General features: G+C 73.4%; 18 protein-coding genes and 1 pseudogene. 11 read left to right on the top strand and 8 right to left on the bottom strand.

Annotated features, from left to right (window positions below; translation table 11 throughout):
• Positions 1-103: 103 nt before the first annotated feature.
• A pseudogene (locus tag ACFVHB_RS29660) lies at positions 104-304 on the bottom strand (alpha/beta fold hydrolase); the annotation flags it as partial.
• 4 nt (positions 305-308) lie between these two features.
• Complete coding sequence (locus ACFVHB_RS29655) at positions 309-950, bottom strand: dihydrofolate reductase family protein (RefSeq protein ID WP_380328342.1); 642 nt, start codon at positions 948-950, stop codon at positions 309-311.
• 258 nt (positions 951-1,208) lie between these two features.
• Between ACFVHB_RS29655 and ACFVHB_RS29650 the strand changes: the two genes are divergently transcribed.
• The 7 genes from ACFVHB_RS29650 (at position 1,209) to ACFVHB_RS29620 (ending at position 11,165) form a co-directional block, all read left to right on the top strand.
• On the top strand, positions 1,209-1,583 hold the full coding sequence (locus ACFVHB_RS29650; protein ID WP_380328340.1) for a hypothetical protein: 375 nt from the start codon (positions 1,209-1,211) through the stop codon (positions 1,581-1,583).
• Between the two features lie 451 nt (positions 1,584-2,034).
• The gene (locus tag ACFVHB_RS29645) at positions 2,035-3,096 is read left to right on the top strand and encodes a 3-oxoacyl-ACP synthase III family protein (protein WP_380328338.1); all 1,062 of its coding nucleotides are present in this window, start codon (positions 2,035-2,037) and stop codon (positions 3,094-3,096) included.
• A 3-nt stretch (positions 3,097-3,099) separates the two neighbouring features.
• Entirely contained in the window at positions 3,100-4,074 is a 975-nt protein-coding gene (locus tag ACFVHB_RS29640; RefSeq protein ID WP_380328337.1) for a hypothetical protein, read from the top strand.
• Positions 4,075-4,077: 3 nt separating this feature from the next.
• Positions 4,078-6,069: a fatty acid CoA ligase family protein gene (locus tag ACFVHB_RS29635; protein WP_380328335.1), complete on the top strand. Its 1,992-nt coding sequence runs from the start codon at positions 4,078-4,080 to the stop codon at positions 6,067-6,069.
• On the top strand, positions 6,066-7,124 hold the full coding sequence (locus tag ACFVHB_RS29630; protein ID WP_380328334.1) for an NAD-dependent epimerase/dehydratase family protein: 1,059 nt from the start codon (positions 6,066-6,068) through the stop codon (positions 7,122-7,124). Before ACFVHB_RS29635 ends, ACFVHB_RS29630 begins: the two co-directional genes overlap by 4 nt.
• Before the next feature lie 97 nt (positions 7,125-7,221).
• Positions 7,222-10,419, top strand: a complete 3,198-nt coding sequence (locus tag ACFVHB_RS29625) for an amino acid adenylation domain-containing protein (protein WP_380328332.1) — start codon at positions 7,222-7,224, stop codon at positions 10,417-10,419.
• A complete protein-coding gene (locus ACFVHB_RS29620) occupies positions 10,416-11,165 on the top strand; it encodes a formyltransferase family protein (RefSeq protein ID WP_380328330.1) in 750 nt (249 codons plus the stop codon). Before ACFVHB_RS29625 ends, ACFVHB_RS29620 begins: the two co-directional genes overlap by 4 nt.
• 122 nt (positions 11,166-11,287) lie before the next feature.
• On the opposite strand, the gene ACFVHB_RS29615 is transcribed toward ACFVHB_RS29620, so the two are convergent.
• Both ACFVHB_RS29615 and ACFVHB_RS29610 read right to left on the bottom strand, forming a co-directional pair.
• Positions 11,288-12,331, bottom strand: coding sequence for an aminotransferase class I/II-fold pyridoxal phosphate-dependent enzyme (locus ACFVHB_RS29615; protein WP_380328328.1), 1,044 nt, complete (start codon positions 12,329-12,331; stop codon positions 11,288-11,290).
• Positions 12,328-13,668 (bottom strand): radical SAM protein, encoded by a 1,341-nt coding sequence (locus ACFVHB_RS29610; protein WP_380328326.1) that lies wholly within the window; start codon positions 13,666-13,668, stop codon positions 12,328-12,330. The genes ACFVHB_RS29615 and ACFVHB_RS29610 overlap by 4 nt, the downstream gene beginning before the upstream one ends.
• A 297-nt stretch (positions 13,669-13,965) precedes the next feature.
• Between ACFVHB_RS29610 and ACFVHB_RS29605 the strand changes: the two genes are divergently transcribed.
• A complete protein-coding gene (locus tag ACFVHB_RS29605) occupies positions 13,966-14,304 on the top strand; it encodes a hypothetical protein (protein WP_380328324.1) in 339 nt (112 codons plus the stop codon).
• A 98-nt stretch (positions 14,305-14,402) separates the two neighbouring features.
• Here the strand turns inward: ACFVHB_RS29605 and ACFVHB_RS29600 are convergent, their stop codons facing one another.
• A complete protein-coding gene (locus ACFVHB_RS29600; RefSeq protein WP_380328322.1) occupies positions 14,403-15,254 on the bottom strand; it encodes a LysR family transcriptional regulator in 852 nt (283 codons plus the stop codon).
• Positions 15,255-15,335: 81 nt separating this feature from the next.
• On the opposite strand from ACFVHB_RS29600, the gene ACFVHB_RS29595 reads away from it, so the two are divergent.
• The 3 genes from ACFVHB_RS29595 to ACFVHB_RS29585 all read left to right on the top strand — a co-directional run bounded on the left by ACFVHB_RS29595 (position 15,336) and on the right by ACFVHB_RS29585 (position 17,022).
• Entirely contained in the window at positions 15,336-15,878 is a 543-nt protein-coding gene (locus ACFVHB_RS29595; protein WP_380328321.1) for a cupin domain-containing protein, read from the top strand.
• A 96-nt stretch (positions 15,879-15,974) separates the two neighbouring features.
• Positions 15,975-16,334, top strand: coding sequence for a DoxX family protein (locus ACFVHB_RS29590; protein WP_380328319.1), 360 nt, complete (start codon positions 15,975-15,977; stop codon positions 16,332-16,334).
• 397 nt (positions 16,335-16,731) lie between these two features.
• Complete coding sequence (locus tag ACFVHB_RS29585) at positions 16,732-17,022, top strand: hypothetical protein (RefSeq protein WP_380328317.1); 291 nt, start codon at positions 16,732-16,734, stop codon at positions 17,020-17,022.
• Between the two features lie 202 nt (positions 17,023-17,224).
• On the opposite strand, the gene ACFVHB_RS29580 is transcribed toward ACFVHB_RS29585, so the two are convergent.
• The 3 genes from ACFVHB_RS29580 to ACFVHB_RS29570 form a co-directional block, all read right to left on the bottom strand.
• Complete coding sequence (locus tag ACFVHB_RS29580; protein ID WP_380328315.1) at positions 17,225-17,530, bottom strand: hypothetical protein; 306 nt, start codon at positions 17,528-17,530, stop codon at positions 17,225-17,227.
• A 483-nt stretch (positions 17,531-18,013) separates the two neighbouring features.
• Positions 18,014-18,460, bottom strand: coding sequence for a DUF4265 domain-containing protein (locus ACFVHB_RS29575; protein WP_380328313.1), 447 nt, complete (start codon positions 18,458-18,460; stop codon positions 18,014-18,016).
• Between the two features lie 38 nt (positions 18,461-18,498).
• Positions 18,499-19,035, bottom strand: coding sequence for a DUF2716 domain-containing protein (locus ACFVHB_RS29570; protein WP_380328311.1), 537 nt, complete (start codon positions 19,033-19,035; stop codon positions 18,499-18,501).
• Between the last annotated feature and the right edge of the window lie 578 nt (positions 19,036-19,613).

Here is a 19,613-nt window from a genome sequence, read left to right as displayed (position 1 = left end):
AGGCCCGCGGGGGGCCGCAGCGCTGATGGCGCCGCGGCCCCCGGCGACGTCATCCGCGCATGCCCGGCGAGCCGGTAGACCGAGACCTCCTCGCGCGCCTTCCCTGCGGATCGGTCGTCGTGGACTCGCCGCTGTCGCGCAGGTCGTAGCGCACCACTCGCCGCCCGCCGGCGGCGAGGCGCTCGCAGAGCGCGTCCGGCCAGGAGAGCATCGTCGGCCCGCCCGCGAGCAGGACCAGGTGCGCGTCGCGGTCACCGAACGATTCGACGCCCAGGGCGATGCCGTCGGCGTGGACGGTGGTCATCGGATCACCGGGCGTCGTCGTTGCGGAGGCCGCGGTCGGGTGCGCTCATGTCGCCCGTCCCGGGCGTGCCCTCGGCGAGCCCGTAGCGCAGGTAGACGGTGCCCTGCGGGCCGGCCGTCGGCGGTTCGAGGAGCGTGAGGTTCGTGGGGACGGCGCCGCCGTCGAACACCTTCTTCCCGACGCCGAGCACGATCGGGTGCACCCAGAGGTCGAGACGGTCGAAGAGCTTCTCGCGCAGGAGGGTCTGTACGAGGTCCAGACTCCCCACGACCTTGATGTGCTCGTGCCGGTCCCGGATCTCGCGCACCGCGCCGGCCAGGTCCGGGCCGAGCTGCACGGACCCGGCCCACGGCAGGTCGGGCGTGCCCCGGGAGGCCACGTACTTCGGGACGCGGTTGAAGAGCTCGGCGATCTCACCGTCCTCCTGGTGCGGCCAGTAGGCGGCGAAGATGTCGTACGTCCGCCGGCCGAGCAGGAGCGCGTCGGTGCCCTCGTACGCGGCGCCGATCTGCGCCCCGGTGACCTCGTTCAGCAGGGGCACCTGCCAGCCGCCGAACGGGAACCCCATCGGGTCCTCGTCGGGACCGCCGGGCGCCTGCCCGACGAGGTCGAGGGTCGCGAACATTTCGATGTGGATGAGGCCCATGGCTGCACTCCTGATGAGTCGGTCGTCCCGGTCAAGAGGTAGACCTGCCGGGGCCGGAAAACTCATCGCCGCGCCGGCACCCGGTTTTCCCCGGGTCGCCCCGTCCGACGTCGTGACGCGCGTCACTTGAACTTCTGTCAGGTGCCGGACAGTCAAGAGGAGTCGGGTGGCACGGCGGCAGGTTCGCCGCGGCGCCTGTCGCGGATCCTGCGGATCAGGCCGTTCACCCGGCAGGGAACTACTTCAACTGGAGGCAAGGTGTCTCGAATCATCAAGCGGACCACCAGGCTGGCGGCAGTCGCCGGGATGGTGGCGGCCACCGGTGCGGGAATGATCGTCGTCGCACCGGCGAGCTACGCGGCGCCGTCCGCGGCTTTCCGGCTCAGCAACTTTTCGGCGACCATCGCGAACATCTGCGTCCACACCGATGTCGCCACGAAGTGCTCGGGCAACCTCGCGGCCGGAAAGAGCGAGGTCTATCACGTGGCTTACAACGGGCCGCGCAACTGGTACTGCACGGCTACCGCAAAGGGCCTGAGCGGGACGGCCAGCACTCCGTACTTCAGCCGCGACGACGTCAAGGAGTGCGCGGAGGTCGGCAACATCTTCGGAGCCAGCATCATGCTCAAGTGATCACCGCCACCGCGTGCTCCACCGCCGCACGGGACCTGCCGGCCGGCCGTCGCCGGAGCCCCCGGCAGGGGCCGTGTGCTCTTGGTCCAGCTTCGCGGTGCACCTGACCCGCTGATCCTGGTTCGTTCCCGGGACGGCAGGGCGGCCGTTTCTTCACGCTTCGAGCTGTCGGGCGAGTCGCGTGAAGGAACGGCCGCTGACCGCCGGCGGGCCGCGCAAGCGCCCTCGGTCGGAAGTGATCTGAGTGACAGTCATCACGTAATCACCGTTGGTTACATATCCGCAACATACTGCCGGGTAACGTGCAGTCGTGGCCGGATGACCGACAGTGAGGCCTGTCCGTCGGCGGCCCTGCCAGGAGGGTCGGTCCGCGCCGCGAGGGCGTCTCCGCGCACCCCGGACGGGGTTCCGTGTGAGCCGACCCGGCTCATCACGGGACGAAAGAGGAACGATGACCTCCGACGCAAGGGGCAGTCGCTTCGAGGCGCTTGGCGCGTACCTGCCAGAGACTGTCCGGTCGACGCCCGAACTGGTCGCCTCGGTGACCGGGCTCCCGGACGTGGACCTGGAACGCATCACCGGCGTCGCCGAACGCCGGGTCTACGACCCGCGGCCCGAGGCCCGGGAGGACTCGTTCGGCCTGGCCCTGCGGGCCGCCGAGGACGCCCTGGCCCACTCGCGGTACGACGCCGCCGATCTGGACATCGTCATATCGGCGTCCATCACCCGCTTCCGGGACGGCGACGACTTCTGCTTCGAGCCGTCCTTCGCGGCCTCGCTGGCCCGGGAACTGGGCGCCCGCCGGGCGATCCACTTCGACGTCTCCAACGCCTGCGCGGGCATGATGACCGGCGTCCACCTGCTGGACCGGATGATCCGCGCCGGTGTGGTGCGCACCGGCCTGGTGGTCAGCGGTGAGCAGGCCACCCGGGTCGCCGAGACCGCCGCCCGCGAGATCACCGACTCCTACGACGCGCAGTTCGCCTCGCTCTCGGTCGGCGACTCGGCGGTGGCGGTGGTGATGGACGGCGCGGTGGACGACGCCGACCGGATCCACTACGTCGACCTGATGACCTGCGCCGAGTACTCCCACCTGTGCCTCGGCATGCCCAGTGACCGTACCGAGGGCATTGCCCTGTACACCGACAACCGGCAGATGCACAAGGAGGACCGGCTGCGGATGTGGCCCGCCTTCCACGGTGACCAACTCGCCAAGCTGGGCCGGACGTTCGCCGACGAGCGGTTCGACTACGTGGTCCAGCACCAGGTCGGCACCCGCTTCATCGACTACGTGAACCGGACCGGTGCCCGGGAGTTCGGTGCCCCGATGCCCGAATCCCTCTCCGTCGTCGAGGAGTTCGGCAACACCGCGTCGACCTCGCACTTCCTGGTGCTGCACCGGCACCTGAAGGCCGGCACCGCCCGCCGGGGCGCCAGGTACCTGCTGGTGCCGGCCGCCTCCGGGGTCGTGACCGGCGCCCTGTCCGTCACCATCACCAACCTGGGGGTCTGAGCGATGACCACCGTCATCAGGGCCGCTCGCGCCGCCGTCGCCCCGGCCGAGGACACCGCCGCCGCCGTCCGGCTCGCCGGCCGGGCCGCCCGGGAGTGCCTCACCGAGGCCAGGGTGTCGCCGGACGCCGTCGGCGTCCTGATCAACGTCGGCGTCTACCGCGAGCACAACACCTTCGAACCGGCCATCGGCGCGCTGGTGCAGAAGGAAGCCGGCATCAACCTCGACTACCTGGCCCACCGGGTGCCGGGCGCCGCCTTCTCCTTCGACCTGATGAACGGCGCCTGCGGGGTGCTCAACGCCGTCCAGGTCGCCCAGGCGCTGCTCGCCACCGGCACCACCGAACGGGTCCTGATCACCGCGGCCGACGTCCACCCGGGTGGGAACGCCGCGCTGGACGACGCCTACCCGTACGCGGATCTGGGTGCCGCCCTGCTGCTGGAGCGCTCGGCGCAGGACCGGGGCGGGTTCGGCCCCGTCCGGTCGGCGCGCTCCGACGAGGAGTCGAAGTCGGCCGGCTACCTGCGGACAGCCGGCATGGGCGCCACCGGACGTTCGAGGATCACCGTCCGCCGTGACCCCGGTTTCGCCGAGCAGCTGCTCGACCTGGCCTCCGACACCGTGGCCGACTACGCCTGGTCCGAGGAGCTCGACCTGCACCGGACCCTGCTGGTCAGCTCCCGGCCGACGCCCGACTTCGCGGCCCGGCTGGCCGACCGGCTCGGCCTGCCCCGGTCCGCCGTCCTCGCCCCCGACACGCCCGGTGCGCCAGGAGCGGCCGCAACGCCCGGCGCGCCAGGAGCGGCCGCAACGCCAGGCACCGGCGGCGGCGGGCTGCCGCACACCGCCGCGCCGATCCTCGGCTACCTCCACGCCGTCGAGCACGGACTGCCCGAGGGCGTCGACCAGCTGCTCCTCGTCGCCGTCGGTGCCGGGCCGAGCGCCGCGTGCGTGAGCTACCGCCCGCAGGAGGCGTGATCCGTGACCACAGCCCAGGAACAGCTCAGCGGTGACCTCGGACTCGCCGAGCACCTGGCCCGCAACGCCCGGGCCTTTCCCGCCAAGACCGCGATCATCCACCCCGACGGCCGCGGCCCGGACGGCCGGATCCGCTACCGCGAGCTGACGTACGGACAGCTCCAGGCGGACGTCGAGCTCCTGGCGGGGGCGCTCGGCCCGACCGGCATCGGGCACGGCACCAGGACGGTGCTGATGGCCCCGCCCGGCCCCGAGCTGTTCGCGCTGCTCTTCGCGCTGCTGCGGATCGGCGCCGTCCCGGTGGTGGTCGACCCGGGCATGGGCGTGCGGCGGATGCTGCACTGCTACCGGACGGTCGGCGCCGAGGCGTTCATCGGACCACCCGTCGCGCACGCCGTCCGGGTGCTCGCCCGGCGGACCTTCGCCGGGGTCGGGGTGAACCTCACCCTCGGACGGCGGTGGTTCTGGGGCGGGCACACGCTCGCCGGGCTGCGCCGCCGGGTGCCCGCCGGTGAGCGGCGGCCCGCGCCTTCGCCCGAGCCCGTCCGGGGCGACGACCTGATGATGATCGGCTTCACCACCGGCAGCACCGGACCGGCCAAGGGCGTCGAGTACACCCACCGGATGGCCGCCGCGATGGCCCGCGCGGTGCGGGACGCGCACAGCCGCGACCGCGACGAGGTCTCCCTGGTCACCCTGCCGCTGTACGGCATGCTGGACCTGCTGTTCGGCTCCACCCTGGTGCTCGCGCCGCTCGCACCCGCCAAGGTCGGCGAGGCCGACCCCGCGCCGCTGGTCGAGGCGCTGACCAGGTACCGGATCTCCACCATGTTCGCGTCCCCCGCGCTGCTGCGGCTGCTCGCAGACCATCTGACGGAGCGTCCCACGCCGCTGCCCGACCTGCGCTGCGTGGTGTCGGGCGGCGCGCCCGTACCGCCCGAGGTGGTCGCCGGGCTGCGCCGGGTACTGGACGAGAAGGCCGGGATCCACGTGACCTACGGCGCCACCGAGGTCCTGCCGATCACCTCGATCGAGTCCGAGGAGATCCTCGCCGAGACGGCCGCGCGGGCGCCGCTCGGCCACGGGACGTGCGTCGGGCGGCCGGTGCCGGGGACGGAACTGCGCCTCGTCCAGGTCTCGGACGGCCCGCTGCCGCGCTGGGAGGAGGGCCTCGCCGTCCGGGCCGGCGCGGTCGGCGAGATCGTCGTCGCCGGGGAGTCCGTCAGCGCCCGCTACCACGCGGCGCCGGCCGCCGACGCCGCGCACAAGATCCACGACGAGGCGTCGGGCCGGATCTGGCACCGGACCGGGGATCTCGGCCGGCTCGACCCGGACGGCCGGCTGTGGTTCTGCGGCCGCCGTACGCAGCGGGTCCGCACCGCCGACGGGGACCTGCACACCGTGCCCTGCGAGGGCGTCTTCAACGCCCACCCCCTGGTGCGGCGCAGCGCCCTGGTCGGGGTCGGACCGGTCGGCGACCAGCTGCCGGTGGTGTGCGTGGAGACCGAACCGCACGTCACCGAGGACCGGTGGGCGGCGTTGCTGCCCGAGCTCCGGGCACTCGCCGCCGGCCACGCGCTGACCGCCGGCATCGAGCACTTCCTCCGGCACCCCGGCTTCCCGGTCGACGTCCGCCACAACGCCAAGATCGGCCGTGAGCGGCTCGCCCGCTGGGCCGGGAAGCGGCTCCGCCGGACGGGCCCGCCGGCGCGCCGGCGCCACCGGGTGTGGCTCGCGCGGTGCGTACCGCTGGCCGGCTGGGCGTACCTGCTGGCCGGGCTGCTGCACCCCGTCGACCAGCCGTTCCTGGTCGGGCTCTGGTGGCTGGACGCCTTCCTGAGCGTGGTGGTGCACACCGCGCAGATCCCGGCGGCCCTCCCGCGCGGCCGGGCGGCGGGCCACGGCCGCGCCGCGACCGCGGCGCTCACGCTGTTGTACGGCGCGACCTGGTGGCGCCTGCTGCCCGTCCCGGCTGCACGGGAGGCGGCACGGTGAAGGTCCTGGTGACCGGTGCCTCCGGCTTCCTCGGGGGCCATCTGGTGGACGGCGCGCTCCGGGCGGGTCACGAGGTACGGGCCCTGGTACGGCCGACCAGTGACCTCAGCCGGCTGCGGACGCTCCCCGGCGTCGAGCCGGTGTTCGGCGACCTCGGGGACGCCGCGTCGCTGCGCCGGGCCGTCGCCGGCGTGGACGTCGTGCACCACAGCGCGGCCCGGGTGGTCGACTTCGGCACCCGGGCCCAGTTCACGGCCGAGAACGTGGACGGCACGGCCCGGCTGCTGACCGCCGCCCGGGACGCGGGGGCCGGGCGGTTCGTGTTCATCAGCAGCCCGAGCGCGCTGATGGGGCCGGACGACGGCGACCGGCTCGGCATCGACGAGAGCGCTCCCTACCCGGACCGCTGGTTGAACCTCTATTCGGAGACCAAGGCGGCCGCCGAAAGGCTCGTCCTCGCCGCCGACCGGCCCGGGTTCACCACGGTCGCCCTGCGCCCGCGCGGCATCTGGGGCCCGCGCGACCACGCGGGGTTCCTGCCCCGGCTGGTCGGCCGGATGCTCACCGGCGGCCTGCCGGACCTGTCCGGCGGGAGGCCGGTGCTGGTCTCGCTCTGCCACTGCGACAACGCCGTGACGGCCGCCCTGCGGGCAGCCGAGGCCCCGGCGGAGGCGGTCGGCGGGAAGCCGTACTTCGTCACCGACCGGGAGCAGACCGACCTGTGGGCCTTCCTGACCCGGCTGGCCGGGCTGTTCGGCGGCACCCCGCCGACCCGCCGGGTGCGGCCGGCGGTCCGGGACGCCCTGGTCGGGTCGGTCGAACTGCTCTGGCGCCTCCCCGCCCTGGCCGCCCGCCGGGAACCGCCGATCAGCCGCTACGCGGTCGCCCTGCTCACCCGCTCCACCACCTACAGCACCTCGGCCGCCGAACGGGACTTCGGCTACCGCCCGGTGACGGACCAGGAGACCGGCCTGCGCCGACTCCGCGACTGGGTCGAGTCGATCGGCGGCCCGGACGCCTTCACCCGGCCCGCGCGCACCCGGACGACGCGCTGACGGCACGGCCGAACACCCCCGGAAGAGACCGAAGAGAACTGTGATGACGGACGACAGCACACCCACCCCACCCGCCGCCGGGCCCTACCGTCGCCCGGTGTCGCCCACCGAGTGGCTCTACCTGGCCGCCCACCGGCTCGGCCGCGCCATGGTCCTGCACCTCGTGGTCGAGGGCGAGGGCACCCCCGACCCGGACGCGCTGCGCGCGGCCGTCGCGGCCGCCGCGGAGTCCTGCCCCGGATCCCGGCTGGCCCGGCGCGGCCGCGGCTGGGTCGACACCGGGCGGTCGCCCCGGGTGCGGGTGGCCGAGGGGGACGACGGCGATCCCGGCGGGTGGAACGCCATGCTGGGCGAGCCGCTGGACCTGCGGTACGGCCCGGCCTGCGAGGTGCTGCTCCGGGCCGGCGGCGCGGACCGGCCGACCGCCCTCGCCTTCCGCGCCTTCCACGGCGTGATGGACGGCCACGGCGCCCAGATCTGGATGGCCGAGGTCTTCCGCGCCCTGCGCGGCGAGCCTGCGCGGCCCGCCCGCTCGCCGCTCACGGACGCCCGGCTGCTCGCCGAGACGGGTGCCACCGGCCGCCGCCCGGCCCTGCTGCTCGACCAGCCCTCGCCGCTCGGTGCGTCGACGGCCGGCCAGCCGGGCCCCGACGCCCCGGAGGCCGTGTGGCTGCGCCGCACCCTGCCGGGCCGGTACGCCTCGCTCACCGCCCGGCTCGCGCAGGCCGTCGCCGATGCCGTCCCCGCGGCCCGGGCCCGGGTGATGGTGCCGGTCGACCTGCGGCGCCACCGCCGGGGCGAGCCGGCCACCGGCAACCTGACCCTGCCGGTCTTCCTCGACCTGCGGCCCGATGAGCCATGGCGCGGCGCCCACCAGCGGCTGCTGCGCGCGCTCGCCGAACGCCGGGAACTCGCCGGCGGCTTCGAATCGGCGCTCGCCCGGCTGCCATTGCCGGCCGCCGCCGGGCTGCTGCGCGCGGGGCAGTCCGTCGCCGACCGGCGCGGCCGGCACCTGGCCTCGGCGATCGTCTCCCACCTGGGCCGGATCGACCCGGCGGACTACTCGGGCGGCGGCTTCACCGCGCGGTCCGTCCACGCGCTGCCGGTGCACGCGCCGCTGGTCCCGGTGTCGTGCGTCGCCGTGGAGCTGCCCGACCGTACCGAGCTGACCGTCGGGTTCCAGGGCGGCCCGGGCCTGGCGCTGCGGGCCGAGGAGCTGATGGACCGCCTGGTCGCCGCCGTGACCCGGGACGCCGCCGTCACCTCCGGGCCTCCCGCCGAGCCGTCCGGGCGGTTCCCCGAGCCATCCGGCCCTCCCGCCGAGCCGTCCGGGCCGTTTCCCGAGCCGTCCGGGCCGTTCCCCGACCTGGGCACGGACGCCGACGGACCATGGCGCGGGAAGCCCGTCACCACGGTGGTGGCCGCGCTGCGCAGGCACGCGGCCCGGACCCCGGACGCCGTCGCGCTGGACGGCCCGGCCGGCCCGGTGAGCTACGCGGAACTCGACCGCCGCTCGGACGCCGTGGCGGTGGAACTGCTGCGGCGCGGGGTCGGCCGCGAGGACCTGGTCGGGCTGATCGTGGAACGGTCCCCGGCGGGCGTCGCGGCCCTGTGGGGCGTCCTCAAGGCGGGCGCCGCCTACCTGCCGCTCGATCCGCGCCAGCCGGACGTCCGGATCGCCGGCGTGCTCCACGAGGCGGGGGCCAGGCTCTGCCTGACCGAACGCCACCTGGTCGACCGGCTCGCCGTCTCCGCCCCCTGCGACCTGCTCGTCGTCCAGGACGTCCCGGACCGCCCTGAGTCCGCCGAGCCCGTGCCGCTCCCCGACCCCGCCCCGGACCAGCTCGCGTACGTCATCCACACCTCGGGCTCCACCGGGCGGCCCAAGGGCGTCCAGATCGAACACCGGGGGCTGTTCGCCTTCGCCCGGTGGGCGGCCGGACTCTGCGCGGTCGACGAACACACCCGCTTCGGATTCCTGGCCTCCCTCGGCTTCGACATCTCCTGCTTCCCGCTCTTCGTGCCGGCCCTGTACGGCGGCGCGGCGGTGTTGCTGCCCGGCGAGCCGACCGCACCGGCCCTGCGCGACCTGCTGACCCTGCACCGGACGGACGCGCTGGCCGTCACCCCCACCCACCTGGACCTGATGGAGCACTACGGCCTCGACCTCTCCGGTCTGCGCTCGCTGCTCGTCGGCGGGGAACAGTTCACCCGTGCCGCCGCCGAACGGGCCCGGCGCCGGGTCGGCCCCGGCACCCGGATCATCAACGGCTACGGTCCCACCGAGGCCACCGTCGGCTGCCTCGCCCACGTCCTGGACGGCGACGAGAGCGGGCCCGTGATCCCGATCGGCCGGCCGGCGCCGGGCGCACGGATCGACCTGCTCGGCGCGGACGGTGAGTTCCTCGCCCCGGAACGGACCGGAGCGGTCGGCGAGATCCTCGTCTCCGGCGTCCACCTCTCCCGCGGCTACCTGGGCCGCCCGGACCTCGACGCCGCCGCCTTCCCGGTCGGCGCGGACGGGGTGCGCCGCTACCGCACCGGAGACCTGGCCCGTCGACTGCCCGACGGCGCCCTGGAGTTCGTCGGCCGCGCCGACGACCAGGTGAAGATCGCCGGGCACCGGATCGAGCCGGCCGAGGTGCGGACCGCCCTGGAGGGTCACCCGGCGGTCCTGCGGGCCGCGGTGACCGTCCGGACCCGACCCGGCGGCACGGCGGCGCTCTGCGCGTACGTCCTGCCCACCGATCCCGGCGCACCTGAGCCGGGGGACGAGCTGCGGGCGCACCTCGCCACGCTGCTGCCCGCCCACCTGGTACCGGCGTCGATCCTGGCGGTCGACGCCTTGCCGGCCACGGCCAGCGGGAAGACGGACTTCGCGGCGCTGCCCGACCCGTTCCCGGGCCCGGCTCCCGGGGACGACGCCTCGTCGGCGACGGACGACCTGGATGCCCGGGTGGCGCAGCGGTGGGCGCGCACCCTCGGGGTGGACGCCCGGGTGCTCGGCCGGGACGCGGACTTCCAGCAGCTCGGCGGGGATTCGCTGGCGCTGCTGGAGATGCTCTCGGCGGTCGCCGACGAGCTGGTCGCCCCCGCCGGTGTGGACGCGTTCATGGCCGATCTCGGCGGCTCCCTGACCGAGCTGACGCTCGGCCGGGTCAGCGAGGCGGTCCGGCGCGCCGGACCGTCGGACGGCCGGACCGGGGGACCGTCGGACGGCCCGGCCGGGGGACCGTCGCACGGCCCGGCCGGGGGACCGTCGGAGTCGTCCGGACGGACGGAGGAGACGGCGTGATCTTCGTCGGACGCGGTGCCCTGCTCGCTCGGGCCGTCGCCCACGCGCTGACCACCGGTCACCGGGTCGACCTGGTGGTCTCGGACGACCCCGCCGACGACGGGGCGAACGGCCCCGGCGTACCGCGGCTCACCACGAGGGACGTCAACGCGCAGGCCGACCGGCTGCTCGACCGGGCGACCGACGGTCTGGTCTGGTCGATCAACAATCGGATGATCTTCCGGACTCCGCTGCTCGGCCGGGGACTGCGGATCCTCAACATCCACAACGGCCTGCTCCCGCAGCACCGCGGACTCCCGTCGGCCGCCGTGGCGTTCGCCCTGCTGCGCGGTGACCGCGAGTACGGCGCGACCCTGCACGAGGTGGACGCGGGCGTGGACACCGGCCGGGTGCTGGCCGAACAGCGCTTCCCGGTGGCCGACGACGCCCGGTACCACCAAGTGCTGCTGCGGGGCGTCCGGGCGTGCCACGCCCTGTTCCAGCGCTCGCTCGACGATGTGGTGGCGGGTCGCGCCCCCGCGCCGCCGCCGCGCCGCCCGGACGCCGTGGCCGGCTACTACGGCCTGCGGGCGCTGCGCGAACTGCCCTCCCACGCCGGGCATCCGGACTTCGCGCGGGCGACCGATCTGGGCGCCACCGCGCCGTTCGTCCCGGAACTGGTCGAGGCACTCGCCACCGTTCCGGGGAGCCCGGATCCGACCGCCCCCGGCGCCGGGCCGTGGACGAAGGTCCTCACGGGTGAGTGACCGGCGAGCGACCCCGGGTGTCCTCGGCTGACCTGCGGAACCGCCGAGGCGCGGCGAACGCCCGGTCGAAGGTGTCCGCGTCGTCCTGCCGGGCGGCCAGGTCCTCCGGTGGTTTCATCGCGTCACCGCGACGCCGGGCTCGAAGCGTCGGCAAGGCTGGTCAGGATGGAGCCGGACCAGCTGCTCTCCCCGAACACGCCGACCGGGATGGCGAGCACGCCGTACTCGCGCCGGAGCGTCCCCGCCGGGATGCCGACCGGGAAGAAGTAGTTGCCGGGACAGGTCCGGCTCGCCGTGGGGATCGCCCCGAGCACCTCGTCCGGCAACCGTTCGAACAACCGCTCGGCCCGTGCGGCCAGCTCGGCTACGGCCTGCCGGGGCACGTCACTGTGCTCGGTCAGCAGACTGTCGGCGAGCCTCAACTGTGCCGGCGCCGGGGGATCCGCCCGGAACGCCTCGGCCAGGTCAGCCAGGTCGGCCACGTCGGCCACGTCGGCCAGGTCGGTCTGTGCCGGACCCAGCAGGACCACGCCGAACGTGCGCGGCCACAGCCACCCCTTGGTGACCGAATGCAGCAGGATCGCCCGACCGGTGTCCAGCAAGGCCCGTGTTCCGGCGGCGAACGGGGCTCCCAGGTCGTAGACGCTGTCGATCAGCAGGCGGCGGCGTGGTGACTCCCGCAGCCACGAGATCACCGCGGCGCACTCGGCGTCGGTCAGGTACCGGCCGAGCGGCTTGCTGGGGTTGGCGAGCAGCAGGTACTCGGGCCGGTCCTCCGCCGGCGCCCCCGGCAGGGCAGGCGCCGGCAGCGTCGGGTAGGACGCGGGTGCCAGCCCCGCCGCCCGGGCCAGCTCGAAGTACACCGGGTACACGTCGCCGGGCAACCACAACCGCGCTCGCGCGGCGCGCAGCCGCTGGAACACCACAGCGAGCCCGTGCCGGACCCCCCGACAGACCATGGCGCGGCCGGACCACTCCTCCGGCAGCTCGAACCGCCGCAGCCAGGCACGGGCGAGATCGCACCGGTGCACCGTCCGCAGGTCGGTCGGCGGTTCCGGTCTCATCGCGGCGAGCGCCCGGTACACGTTGGTCTCGGCGGCGTCCAGAAGCGACGGGGAAGCGCCGAGTCGCCGCTGACGGAACTCCTGGAACTCGTCGAACCTCATACCGTCGCACCTTCCGGCAGGATCTCGCTGGCCCGGTCCTCCAGGGAGGCGTAGCAGCGTCCGTCGGCCAGCACGTTCCAGCTGCGGGCGATTGCGTTGGTGCGTTCCCAGAGCAGGCTGGGCTCGGTGTAAGCGGCGATGCGCATCGGCCGGCCGGCCCACCTGCCGTGGTAGACCGGCGCGCCCCAGGGCAGGCGGCTCGCCAGTGCGAAGCCGTGCCGCTCGGCGAACCGGGTGACGACGGACAGCGGGACCTGGTGCTCTCGGCTCCAGACGTTGGCCGCGCGGTCGAAGTAGAGCGACTCGGTGCTGGTGGAGACGTACAGCTCCTTGAAGCAGACCTCCTCGACGCCGAGCGCCGCGGCCCACGCGAGGTAGTCCGCGACGCCGGCCGCGTCGGCGACGCCGCCGCGCTGGAGCACGCAGATCAGCCTCATCCGCAGGCCCGGCCAGCGGTCGCGTGCCACGCGCCAGGTGTCGGCCACGGAGCTCACCGGCGTGCGCAGCGTCATCAGCCGCTCGCTGACGGCGTCGTCCTGATGGTGCCGGGAGACCGCCAGCACGCTCAGGCCCGCCGCGCTCAGGGCCGCCAGCCGGTCGGCCCGGTCGGCGTGTTGACCCTTCGCCAGGGTGTGCGCGTTGGTGATCAGGACGACCTTCGGGAACGCCGCCGAGCAGGCGGACACCAGCCGCAGCTGCTGTTCGAACGGTATGAGCGTGGGCTCCCCGCCGCCGGTGATCACCGCACGCTCGGCACCCGCCGCACGGGCGCGCTCCAGCCAGTGGGCGACCGCGTCCCACGGGATCCGTGCCGGCGCTTGGTCGCTGGAGATCGACGCCGAGGAGAAGCAGAACGAACACCGGGCCTGGCAGGCGGAGGCGACCGGCAGCACCGACACCGAGCGCGGTCGCAGGTCGGCAGGGCGACGTTCTGCCGATTCGTGCAGGCGCAGCGAGGCCGCCATCGCGTCCTCGACGGTCGTCGGGCGCAGCGTGAACTCGTCGCCCACCTGGTCGAGCTCGTGGACGGCCGACAACCGGATGCGGGCCTCGTGCAGTTCCATGCCGAGGCCGGTCGCCACGTTGGGCACCAGCTCGTCGGGGTCCACCGTGGTCTCCAGCACCAGCAGCCGGTCGCCCGGAAGGGCCAGCCGGTCCAGCAGGCGTCGCGCCTTCCCGATGCCGATGCCCAACTCCGCACGGGCCAGCAGGTGGAACCGGTCGGGATGGGTACTCTCCGGGACCCCCGCCTTGCCGTAGGCGAACGCGTACTTGTCGAAGCCCCTCGCGAAGTTCGACAGCACGATGACGTGGAAGCGCTGGTCACTACGGTTCATCCCGACATGATGCATGAGCCGGGTCTCGCGCTGATCGCCGCTGCCCCGGGAACGGTGCTCCGGCATCACGGGCTCGACACGCGTGACCGGTGTCTGCGGGGGAGGCCCGCCTGAAGGCGACGGGTTGTTCCCCCGTCCCCGGGGAGCCCGGGCCCGGTCCGGGGCGGCTTCGCACGGCGGTCGGGACGACTGGTTCGATTCCGGCCTCTTGTGTCGGAAGCCGTGTGCGGGCGTCGGCCGTGGACTCCGGGAGGATTCCGGGTGGCGGGCCGGGCCGGAGGGTGCGACGGTCGGGAGATGGACGAACACCGGGACGGGCCCCCGAACTCCTTGGCGTGGCGCACAGGCCAGTGGTACGCCCATGTCCTCGACCTGGTGAAGCGCAGCGCCGGCGCGGTGAACTCCGGCCACTGGTCCGCCCTCGCCGACTGCTCGGAGGGGATGTCCGATGCCACCGCCGAGCTCGCGAAGCTGGCCGAGGATCTGGCCGTCGGCGGAGAGGGCGAGCGCGTCGGGCCCGGTGAGGTCCTGGCCGCGGCAGGCGACCACCTGGTCAGCCCCGGCCACGAGCAGTTGTTCCTGCTCCTGCACCCCACCGATCGGCCCACGCGCACGCGCGACGGCCACGGCGGCTGACGCACCGCCGGAACGGCGGGCCGGGCCCGCTGACCAGCCGCGGGGTCTCCGCGCTCACGCTCCCCGGCCGGCGCCGCGGCAGCACCGGTCGCCGGCGCTCAGTGGCGGTACGCGGCTGTCGCGATCGCGATGAAGGAGCGGATCAACGGGTTGGTGTCACCCTCGTTCCACACCGCCACCACGCGGCTCGGCGCCATGTCGATCAGCGGCACCACGGCCAGCTCCGCGGGCAGGTCGTGGCCGAGCGGGGCCAGGCCCACCGTGCCGTTCCACAACACGGCCTGAAGGCATTCCTGGACGGCGCGCACCACCGGGCCCTCGCGCGGCCGGCCGCCGTTCCAGTACGCCTGCCAGGCGGGGTCGGTGTCCGGCGGGAACCGGAACCAGGGGCGGTCGCTCAGCTCGGCCAGCCGCAGCCCGTCGCGGCGGGCCAGCGGATCGTCGGCGCGCAGGACCACGCCGACCGGATCGGTCCGCAGCGCACGCACCGTCAGGGCCGTCTCGTCGAACGGTGCCCGGGTCAGCGCGACGTCGACCGTTCCGGCGCGCAACCCGCAGGTCGGGTCGGTCAGATCGGTCTCGCGGACGCGGATGTCGATGCCCGGATGGCTTCGGCGGTAGGCGGCGGCCAGCCTGGCCACTCCCGGGTCGGTGCCGTCGCCCAGGAGACCGATGGTGAGGGTCGCGACGCCGGCCGCCGCGCTCACGCGCCCCCGGACGCGGTCGGCGTGGTCGAGGAGGGCCCGCGCCTCGTCGAGCAGCACCGAGCCCACCGGAGTGAGCGTGACTCCCGTGGGCGAGCGGGCGAACAGCCGGGCCCCGACGTCGGTCTCCAACTGCTTGATCGCCCGGCTCAGCGGCGGCTGACTCATGTGCAGGCGGGTGGCGGCCCGGCCGAAGTGGAGTTCCTCGGCGACCGCCACGAAGTAGCGCAAGGTCCGTAGCTCCACGCTGCAACGATACCCGCGAGGTATCGGCGCCGCGGGATGGGTCTTGGACACCGGCAGGCCACCGGCGGTGCACTCGTGAGCATGACCGAAGAAGCGAAGACCAGGCAGCCGCAGATCGGCCCCGCCGTCTCGGTGGTGGGTCCCGGTGACGGCGAGACGATCGTTCTGGGCACCACGCGCATGCGCGTGTTGGAGGACGGCAGCCACACCGGACACCGCCTCGCCATCGCCGAGTCCGTGCTCGCCCCGCACACCCAGGGACCGCCGCAGCACCGCCACGCGCAGCATGACGAGGGCTTCTACATCCTCTCCGGCACCGTGCGGTTCACCGTCGGGGACGAGGACCACGACGCCACCGCGGGCACGCTCGTCATGGTTCCCCCCGGTACCCCGCACACCTTCGCCAACCCGACCGGCCAACCCGCCGTCATGCTCAGCACCTTCACCCCCGACTTCTACGTGCAGTACTTCCGGGACCTCCGGGAGGCGCTCGCCGGCGGCCGGCCGCTGACGCCCCAGGCCAACATCGACGCGATGAGCCGCTACGCCACCGAGCCCGCCACCGAGCCCGGCACCGAGCCCGGCACCGAGCCCGGCACCGAGCCCGGCACCGAGCCCGCCTGAAGCCAGCAGCACAGCACCGCCGGCAATCGACGCAACCCTCGCAACCGACGCAATCGACGGGCGGCCCCGTGAACGGGCGGCCCATGAACGGGAACCATGAACATCGCCTATTGGCTCATCGCGGGACTGCTCGCGCTCTTCTACTCCTACGCAGGCACGCTGAAGGTGATCCGCAGCCGCGATCAACTCCGACCGATGATGGCCTGGGTCGACCGCATGCCCTTGCCCGCCCTCCGGGCCCTGGGGGCGGTCGAGGTACTCGGCGCGACCGGCCTGATCCTGCCGCCGCTGACCGGCATCGCTCCCGGGCTGGCGCCGGCCGCGGCCATCGGCTTCGTACTCCTGCAGACCGGCGCGATCGCCGTCCACCTGACCGGCGATGACCGCCGGATCGCCCTCAACGCCGGACTCACCGTCACCGCGGCCGTGACCATCTGGCTGGCCACCAGCCTGTGACCGAGCACGGTCCTCGGCCGGCGGATGCGACGACCGGCATGTCGTTCGTCGAAACCTACCGGTACGACGCCTCCGGCGTCGTACCCCTGCACCGCGTCTGATCGAACGTCGTCTCGTACTCGTCTCGTACTCGTCTCGTGCCTCCGGGCGGACGGGCGGACGGGCGGACGGGGTCCTGCTCCCGGGTCGGAGCGGGACCCTGGCGCGTGGCGGTCAGTAGGTGGACGGCATCACGGTCCAGCAGGTGATGTGATCCACTTCGGTCTGCGCTACGGTCCTTTGGCCACCACCACACCGCCCCGACGAGTCGAAGAGGGTGGGTGGAACCACAGGCCCGGGCAACCGTGTCGGTTCCGGAGGACGGGGAGTCCGGGTTCGACGTCGACGGGGGGACGGGATGCGCCACAGGCGGCCGACTGACCAGGAGCTGCGGCAGATCTTCCACGCGGAACTGGAGCGTGTGCTCGCGGGCGGGGGACCGCGCTCCTGCACCGGGCTGGACAACGACACCGCCGAGGCACTCTGGGCGATCGCCTCGGCGGAGCCCGTCGACCGCGAGACTCTGGTGCCGGCCGCCTACCGGGCCTTCGCCGGTCAGCTGGACGGCAGCAACGCGGCTCGCTGGCACGAGGAACTGGAACGTCGGTTCGAGGAGCGCCGACAACGGCGGCCGGGTGAGGCGGGGTGAGAGACCGGGTTCGTGCTCGTGGGCACGACGGCGTCCCCGAGGCCGAGCGGGAGTCGAGGCTCCCCGAGCACCGGTGGGCGGAGGGGCGTGTCCGAGGATCCGGGTCGCGCGGCGTCCGGCGGGAACCGCCGGACACGCCGCACGGCGCCCGCCGGCCCGGAGGACAGGACCGGCAGGCGCGGCGCGGCAGAGGTGGCGACGGTCAGCAGACGGCGGTGCGCGCGTACGTCTTGGAGCCGTACCGCACGGTGAACGAGAAGTTGTTGCTCATCGTGAAGCAAGGGGTCGTCGACCCGTCCTTGAGGACGACCGTGACGCTCATCACCTTGCCGCAGTAGTTGCCCAGTTTCACGGAGTGCGTCGCCGCGTTGACGTCGCGGGTGATGCAGGCGGGCGCCGTGCCGCCCGGGGCGGCTTCGGCGGTACTGGCCAGCATAAGCGGCGTGGCGGCGGTGAGCACCGCCACGGTGGCCGCTGCGGCGATCCGGGCCTTCGAGATCCTCGACATGGCACTGCCTCCTTCGGCTGCCCGCCGGCGACCTGCCGGGCGGGACTGCCACCACCCTGCTCCGCTCGCATTGGCCGGACCTTGAGGGAACCTTGAACGGGCCGGTCCGGGCGTACACCGGCCAAGTCGCCCGGCCGTCCGCCGAGTCGGGCCAGCCGGTGCCCGTGGGGCGCACCGCCCCTGAACCACGAGGGGGAGCCGCCCGAGCGGCCTTCACCCGGCGCCCGGCTCCTGTCGGCCGGGACCGCTGCCGCCCTCAGCCGCGCACTCGGGCCGTCGCCGCACCCAGCGCCCGCGCCACCGCGACGCGGGCAGGTCCCTGCGATGTTCGCGAGGCCCGGTCCCATTGGATGCCCTCCGTAGGAACGGGCAGCAGGACGCCAGCCTCGCCGTTGATCGAGCCGCCACCGTAGACAGACATGAAGGCACCCTCCTCCGCGCGGGTCCGACCAACCTAACGACCAGGTCCGACAGCCCGCCCGTTCAGTCGGCGTTGCCGAACCACCACTCGGTGTTGTCCACGCTGGCGGCCCAGTCGTTCATGACTCGCTCGATGGCGGGGAATCCAACCTCACGGGCAACCGTCCCGACGATGAACCTTCGGTCCGCCGGCGCCTCGGCCAGCCCGTCGAGAGCGGTAGGGGCAGCCTCCAACCCTGCCAGTTCCTCCGATGAGAAGGGGCCTCTGCGGTAGGCCTGGACGCAGACGTTAGCCCCGCGCTCGGTCGCCTCGTACGTCCCGTCGCCGGCGACCTGCAGCACGTCTCCCGCAGCGCATCCCAGCACCAGGCCGGGGCTGCCGCTCAGTTCGAACGAGTGGTCTCCCAGCACCCGGGCAGGAAGCACCTCGAAAACAGGCCGTCCAGTGCTGCTGTGGCCCGCCAGCAGCCGTATGTGGGTGTCAGCACCGACGTTGGACTCATCCATCATGAGCGTGATCGTGTCATCGGTACCGGCGGCTTGCGCCCTCACGTGGCGGGCAGACCGTCACGACGGAGGACGCGCTGGAGCACCTGGTGAACGTCCTCGGCGATCACGTCCAAGAGTTCGGCACCGAAGGCGCAAAGGGAATGCTCCCAGGGATGTCCGAAGGTGCCGAAGCGGAGATCATCGGCGAGGAATATGGCATAGTCGCCGTCGGGGTAAGGGCTGAGCGGCCAGCCCACCCGAGAACGTCCTTCGAGAACCCGGGAGAGGGACATGTCGGTCGACGGAAGATTCGGACGGAGGCCGTAGCAGGGGTGCTGCCAGTCCAGAATCCAGAGTGACTCCGTGGGCCTGCTGCACTTTCCGAGCCCGTTCTGCACGATGTCCACCAGGCTGTCGAGCTTCCTATCTCCAGGATCCTCGTTCAGGGCGTCGAGGCTCCACGTGATCGATGGTGAAGGCTCTGCGATGCCGGGGAAGGCGTTGATGCTGGGTCGAAAATCGAACCTGGCGTCGAAGCGGTCCCAGATGTCGGTGTATTCGGCGCTGGTCAATCGGTGCAGGGCTTCGGCCGTCATGGGGCGAACCTACCGCCAGGAGCCGCACCCTCCACACAGAATTCGGGCGGCTCTCAGGCGCCGAACCGGCCGGGCCAGCCGGCCTCGTCGGTTGTTCGGCTACCGCGTGGTCGGTTTCGACGACGGCCTGACCCGCAGCGCTCTGCTGGAGCGCCTGGAGCGCCTGGAGCGCCTGGGGCCCTGGGGGCCAGCACCCGCTGGCCGTGACCGTGGGTCGTGGACCAGCACTGGCGCTCGTTCCTTCGATGCAGCCCGGTGGCCGGGTAAGGTTCGGGGACGATCTCGGGGGTGGTGGGTGACGCGGGCTTGGTGTACCAGGTGCGGATGCTGCGGGCGGGGGTGGGTGACCCGGCGTTGGTCGGACGTCGCGAAGGAGAAGGCCGAGGGCCCGTTCAGCATCAACAAGAAGATCGCCGAGGCCGTTTCGGGCGGTGACCACTGATGGGCCTGTCGTTCAGTCTCGGCGACGCGCTGGACGCGGCCGACAACTTCCTCGACGCGAACGTCAAGGCGGGGGCGAAGGTCCTGCAGAAGGGTTCGCACCTGACCGGTGACCTGCTGGACGAGGTCGGCCTGCA

Origin of the sequence: Kitasatospora sp. NPDC127111 (genome assembly GCF_042677465.1) — a bacterium.
Taxonomy (GTDB): Bacteria; Actinomycetota; Actinomycetes; order Streptomycetales; family Streptomycetaceae; genus Kitasatospora.
The sequence above is the reverse complement of the archived record's forward strand: the minus strand, read 5'-3'. Positions and strand labels throughout refer to the sequence as shown.

Bases quoted from the DNA above. Each gene is read 5' to 3' on its own strand.
- ACFVHB_RS29655 (WP_380328342.1), bottom strand. From the start codon at position 950: ATGGGCCTCATCCACATCGAAATGTTCGCGACCCTCGACCTCGTCGGG.
- ACFVHB_RS29645 (WP_380328338.1), top strand. From the start codon at position 2,035: ATGACCTCCGACGCAAGGGGCAGTCGCTTCGAGGCGCTTGGCGCGTAC.
- ACFVHB_RS29640 (WP_380328337.1), top strand. From the start codon at position 3,100: ATGACCACCGTCATCAGGGCCGCTCGCGCCGCCGTCGCCCCGGCCGAG.
- ACFVHB_RS29615 (WP_380328328.1), bottom strand. From the start codon at position 12,331: ATGAGGTTCGACGAGTTCCAGGAGTTCCGTCAGCGGCGACTCGGCGCT.
- ACFVHB_RS29610 (WP_380328326.1), bottom strand. From the start codon at position 13,668: ATGAACCGTAGTGACCAGCGCTTCCACGTCATCGTGCTGTCGAACTTC.
- ACFVHB_RS29605 (WP_380328324.1), top strand. From the start codon at position 13,966: ATGGACGAACACCGGGACGGGCCCCCGAACTCCTTGGCGTGGCGCACA.
- ACFVHB_RS29595 (WP_380328321.1), top strand. From the start codon at position 15,336: ATGACCGAAGAAGCGAAGACCAGGCAGCCGCAGATCGGCCCCGCCGTC.
- ACFVHB_RS29590 (WP_380328319.1), top strand. From the start codon at position 15,975: ATGAACATCGCCTATTGGCTCATCGCGGGACTGCTCGCGCTCTTCTAC.
- ACFVHB_RS29585 (WP_380328317.1), top strand. From the start codon at position 16,732: ATGCGCCACAGGCGGCCGACTGACCAGGAGCTGCGGCAGATCTTCCAC.
- ACFVHB_RS29580 (WP_380328315.1), bottom strand. From the start codon at position 17,530: ATGTCGAGGATCTCGAAGGCCCGGATCGCCGCAGCGGCCACCGTGGCG.
- ACFVHB_RS29575 (WP_380328313.1), bottom strand. From the start codon at position 18,460: ATGATGGATGAGTCCAACGTCGGTGCTGACACCCACATACGGCTGCTG.
- ACFVHB_RS29570 (WP_380328311.1), bottom strand. From the start codon at position 19,035: ATGACGGCCGAAGCCCTGCACCGATTGACCAGCGCCGAATACACCGAC.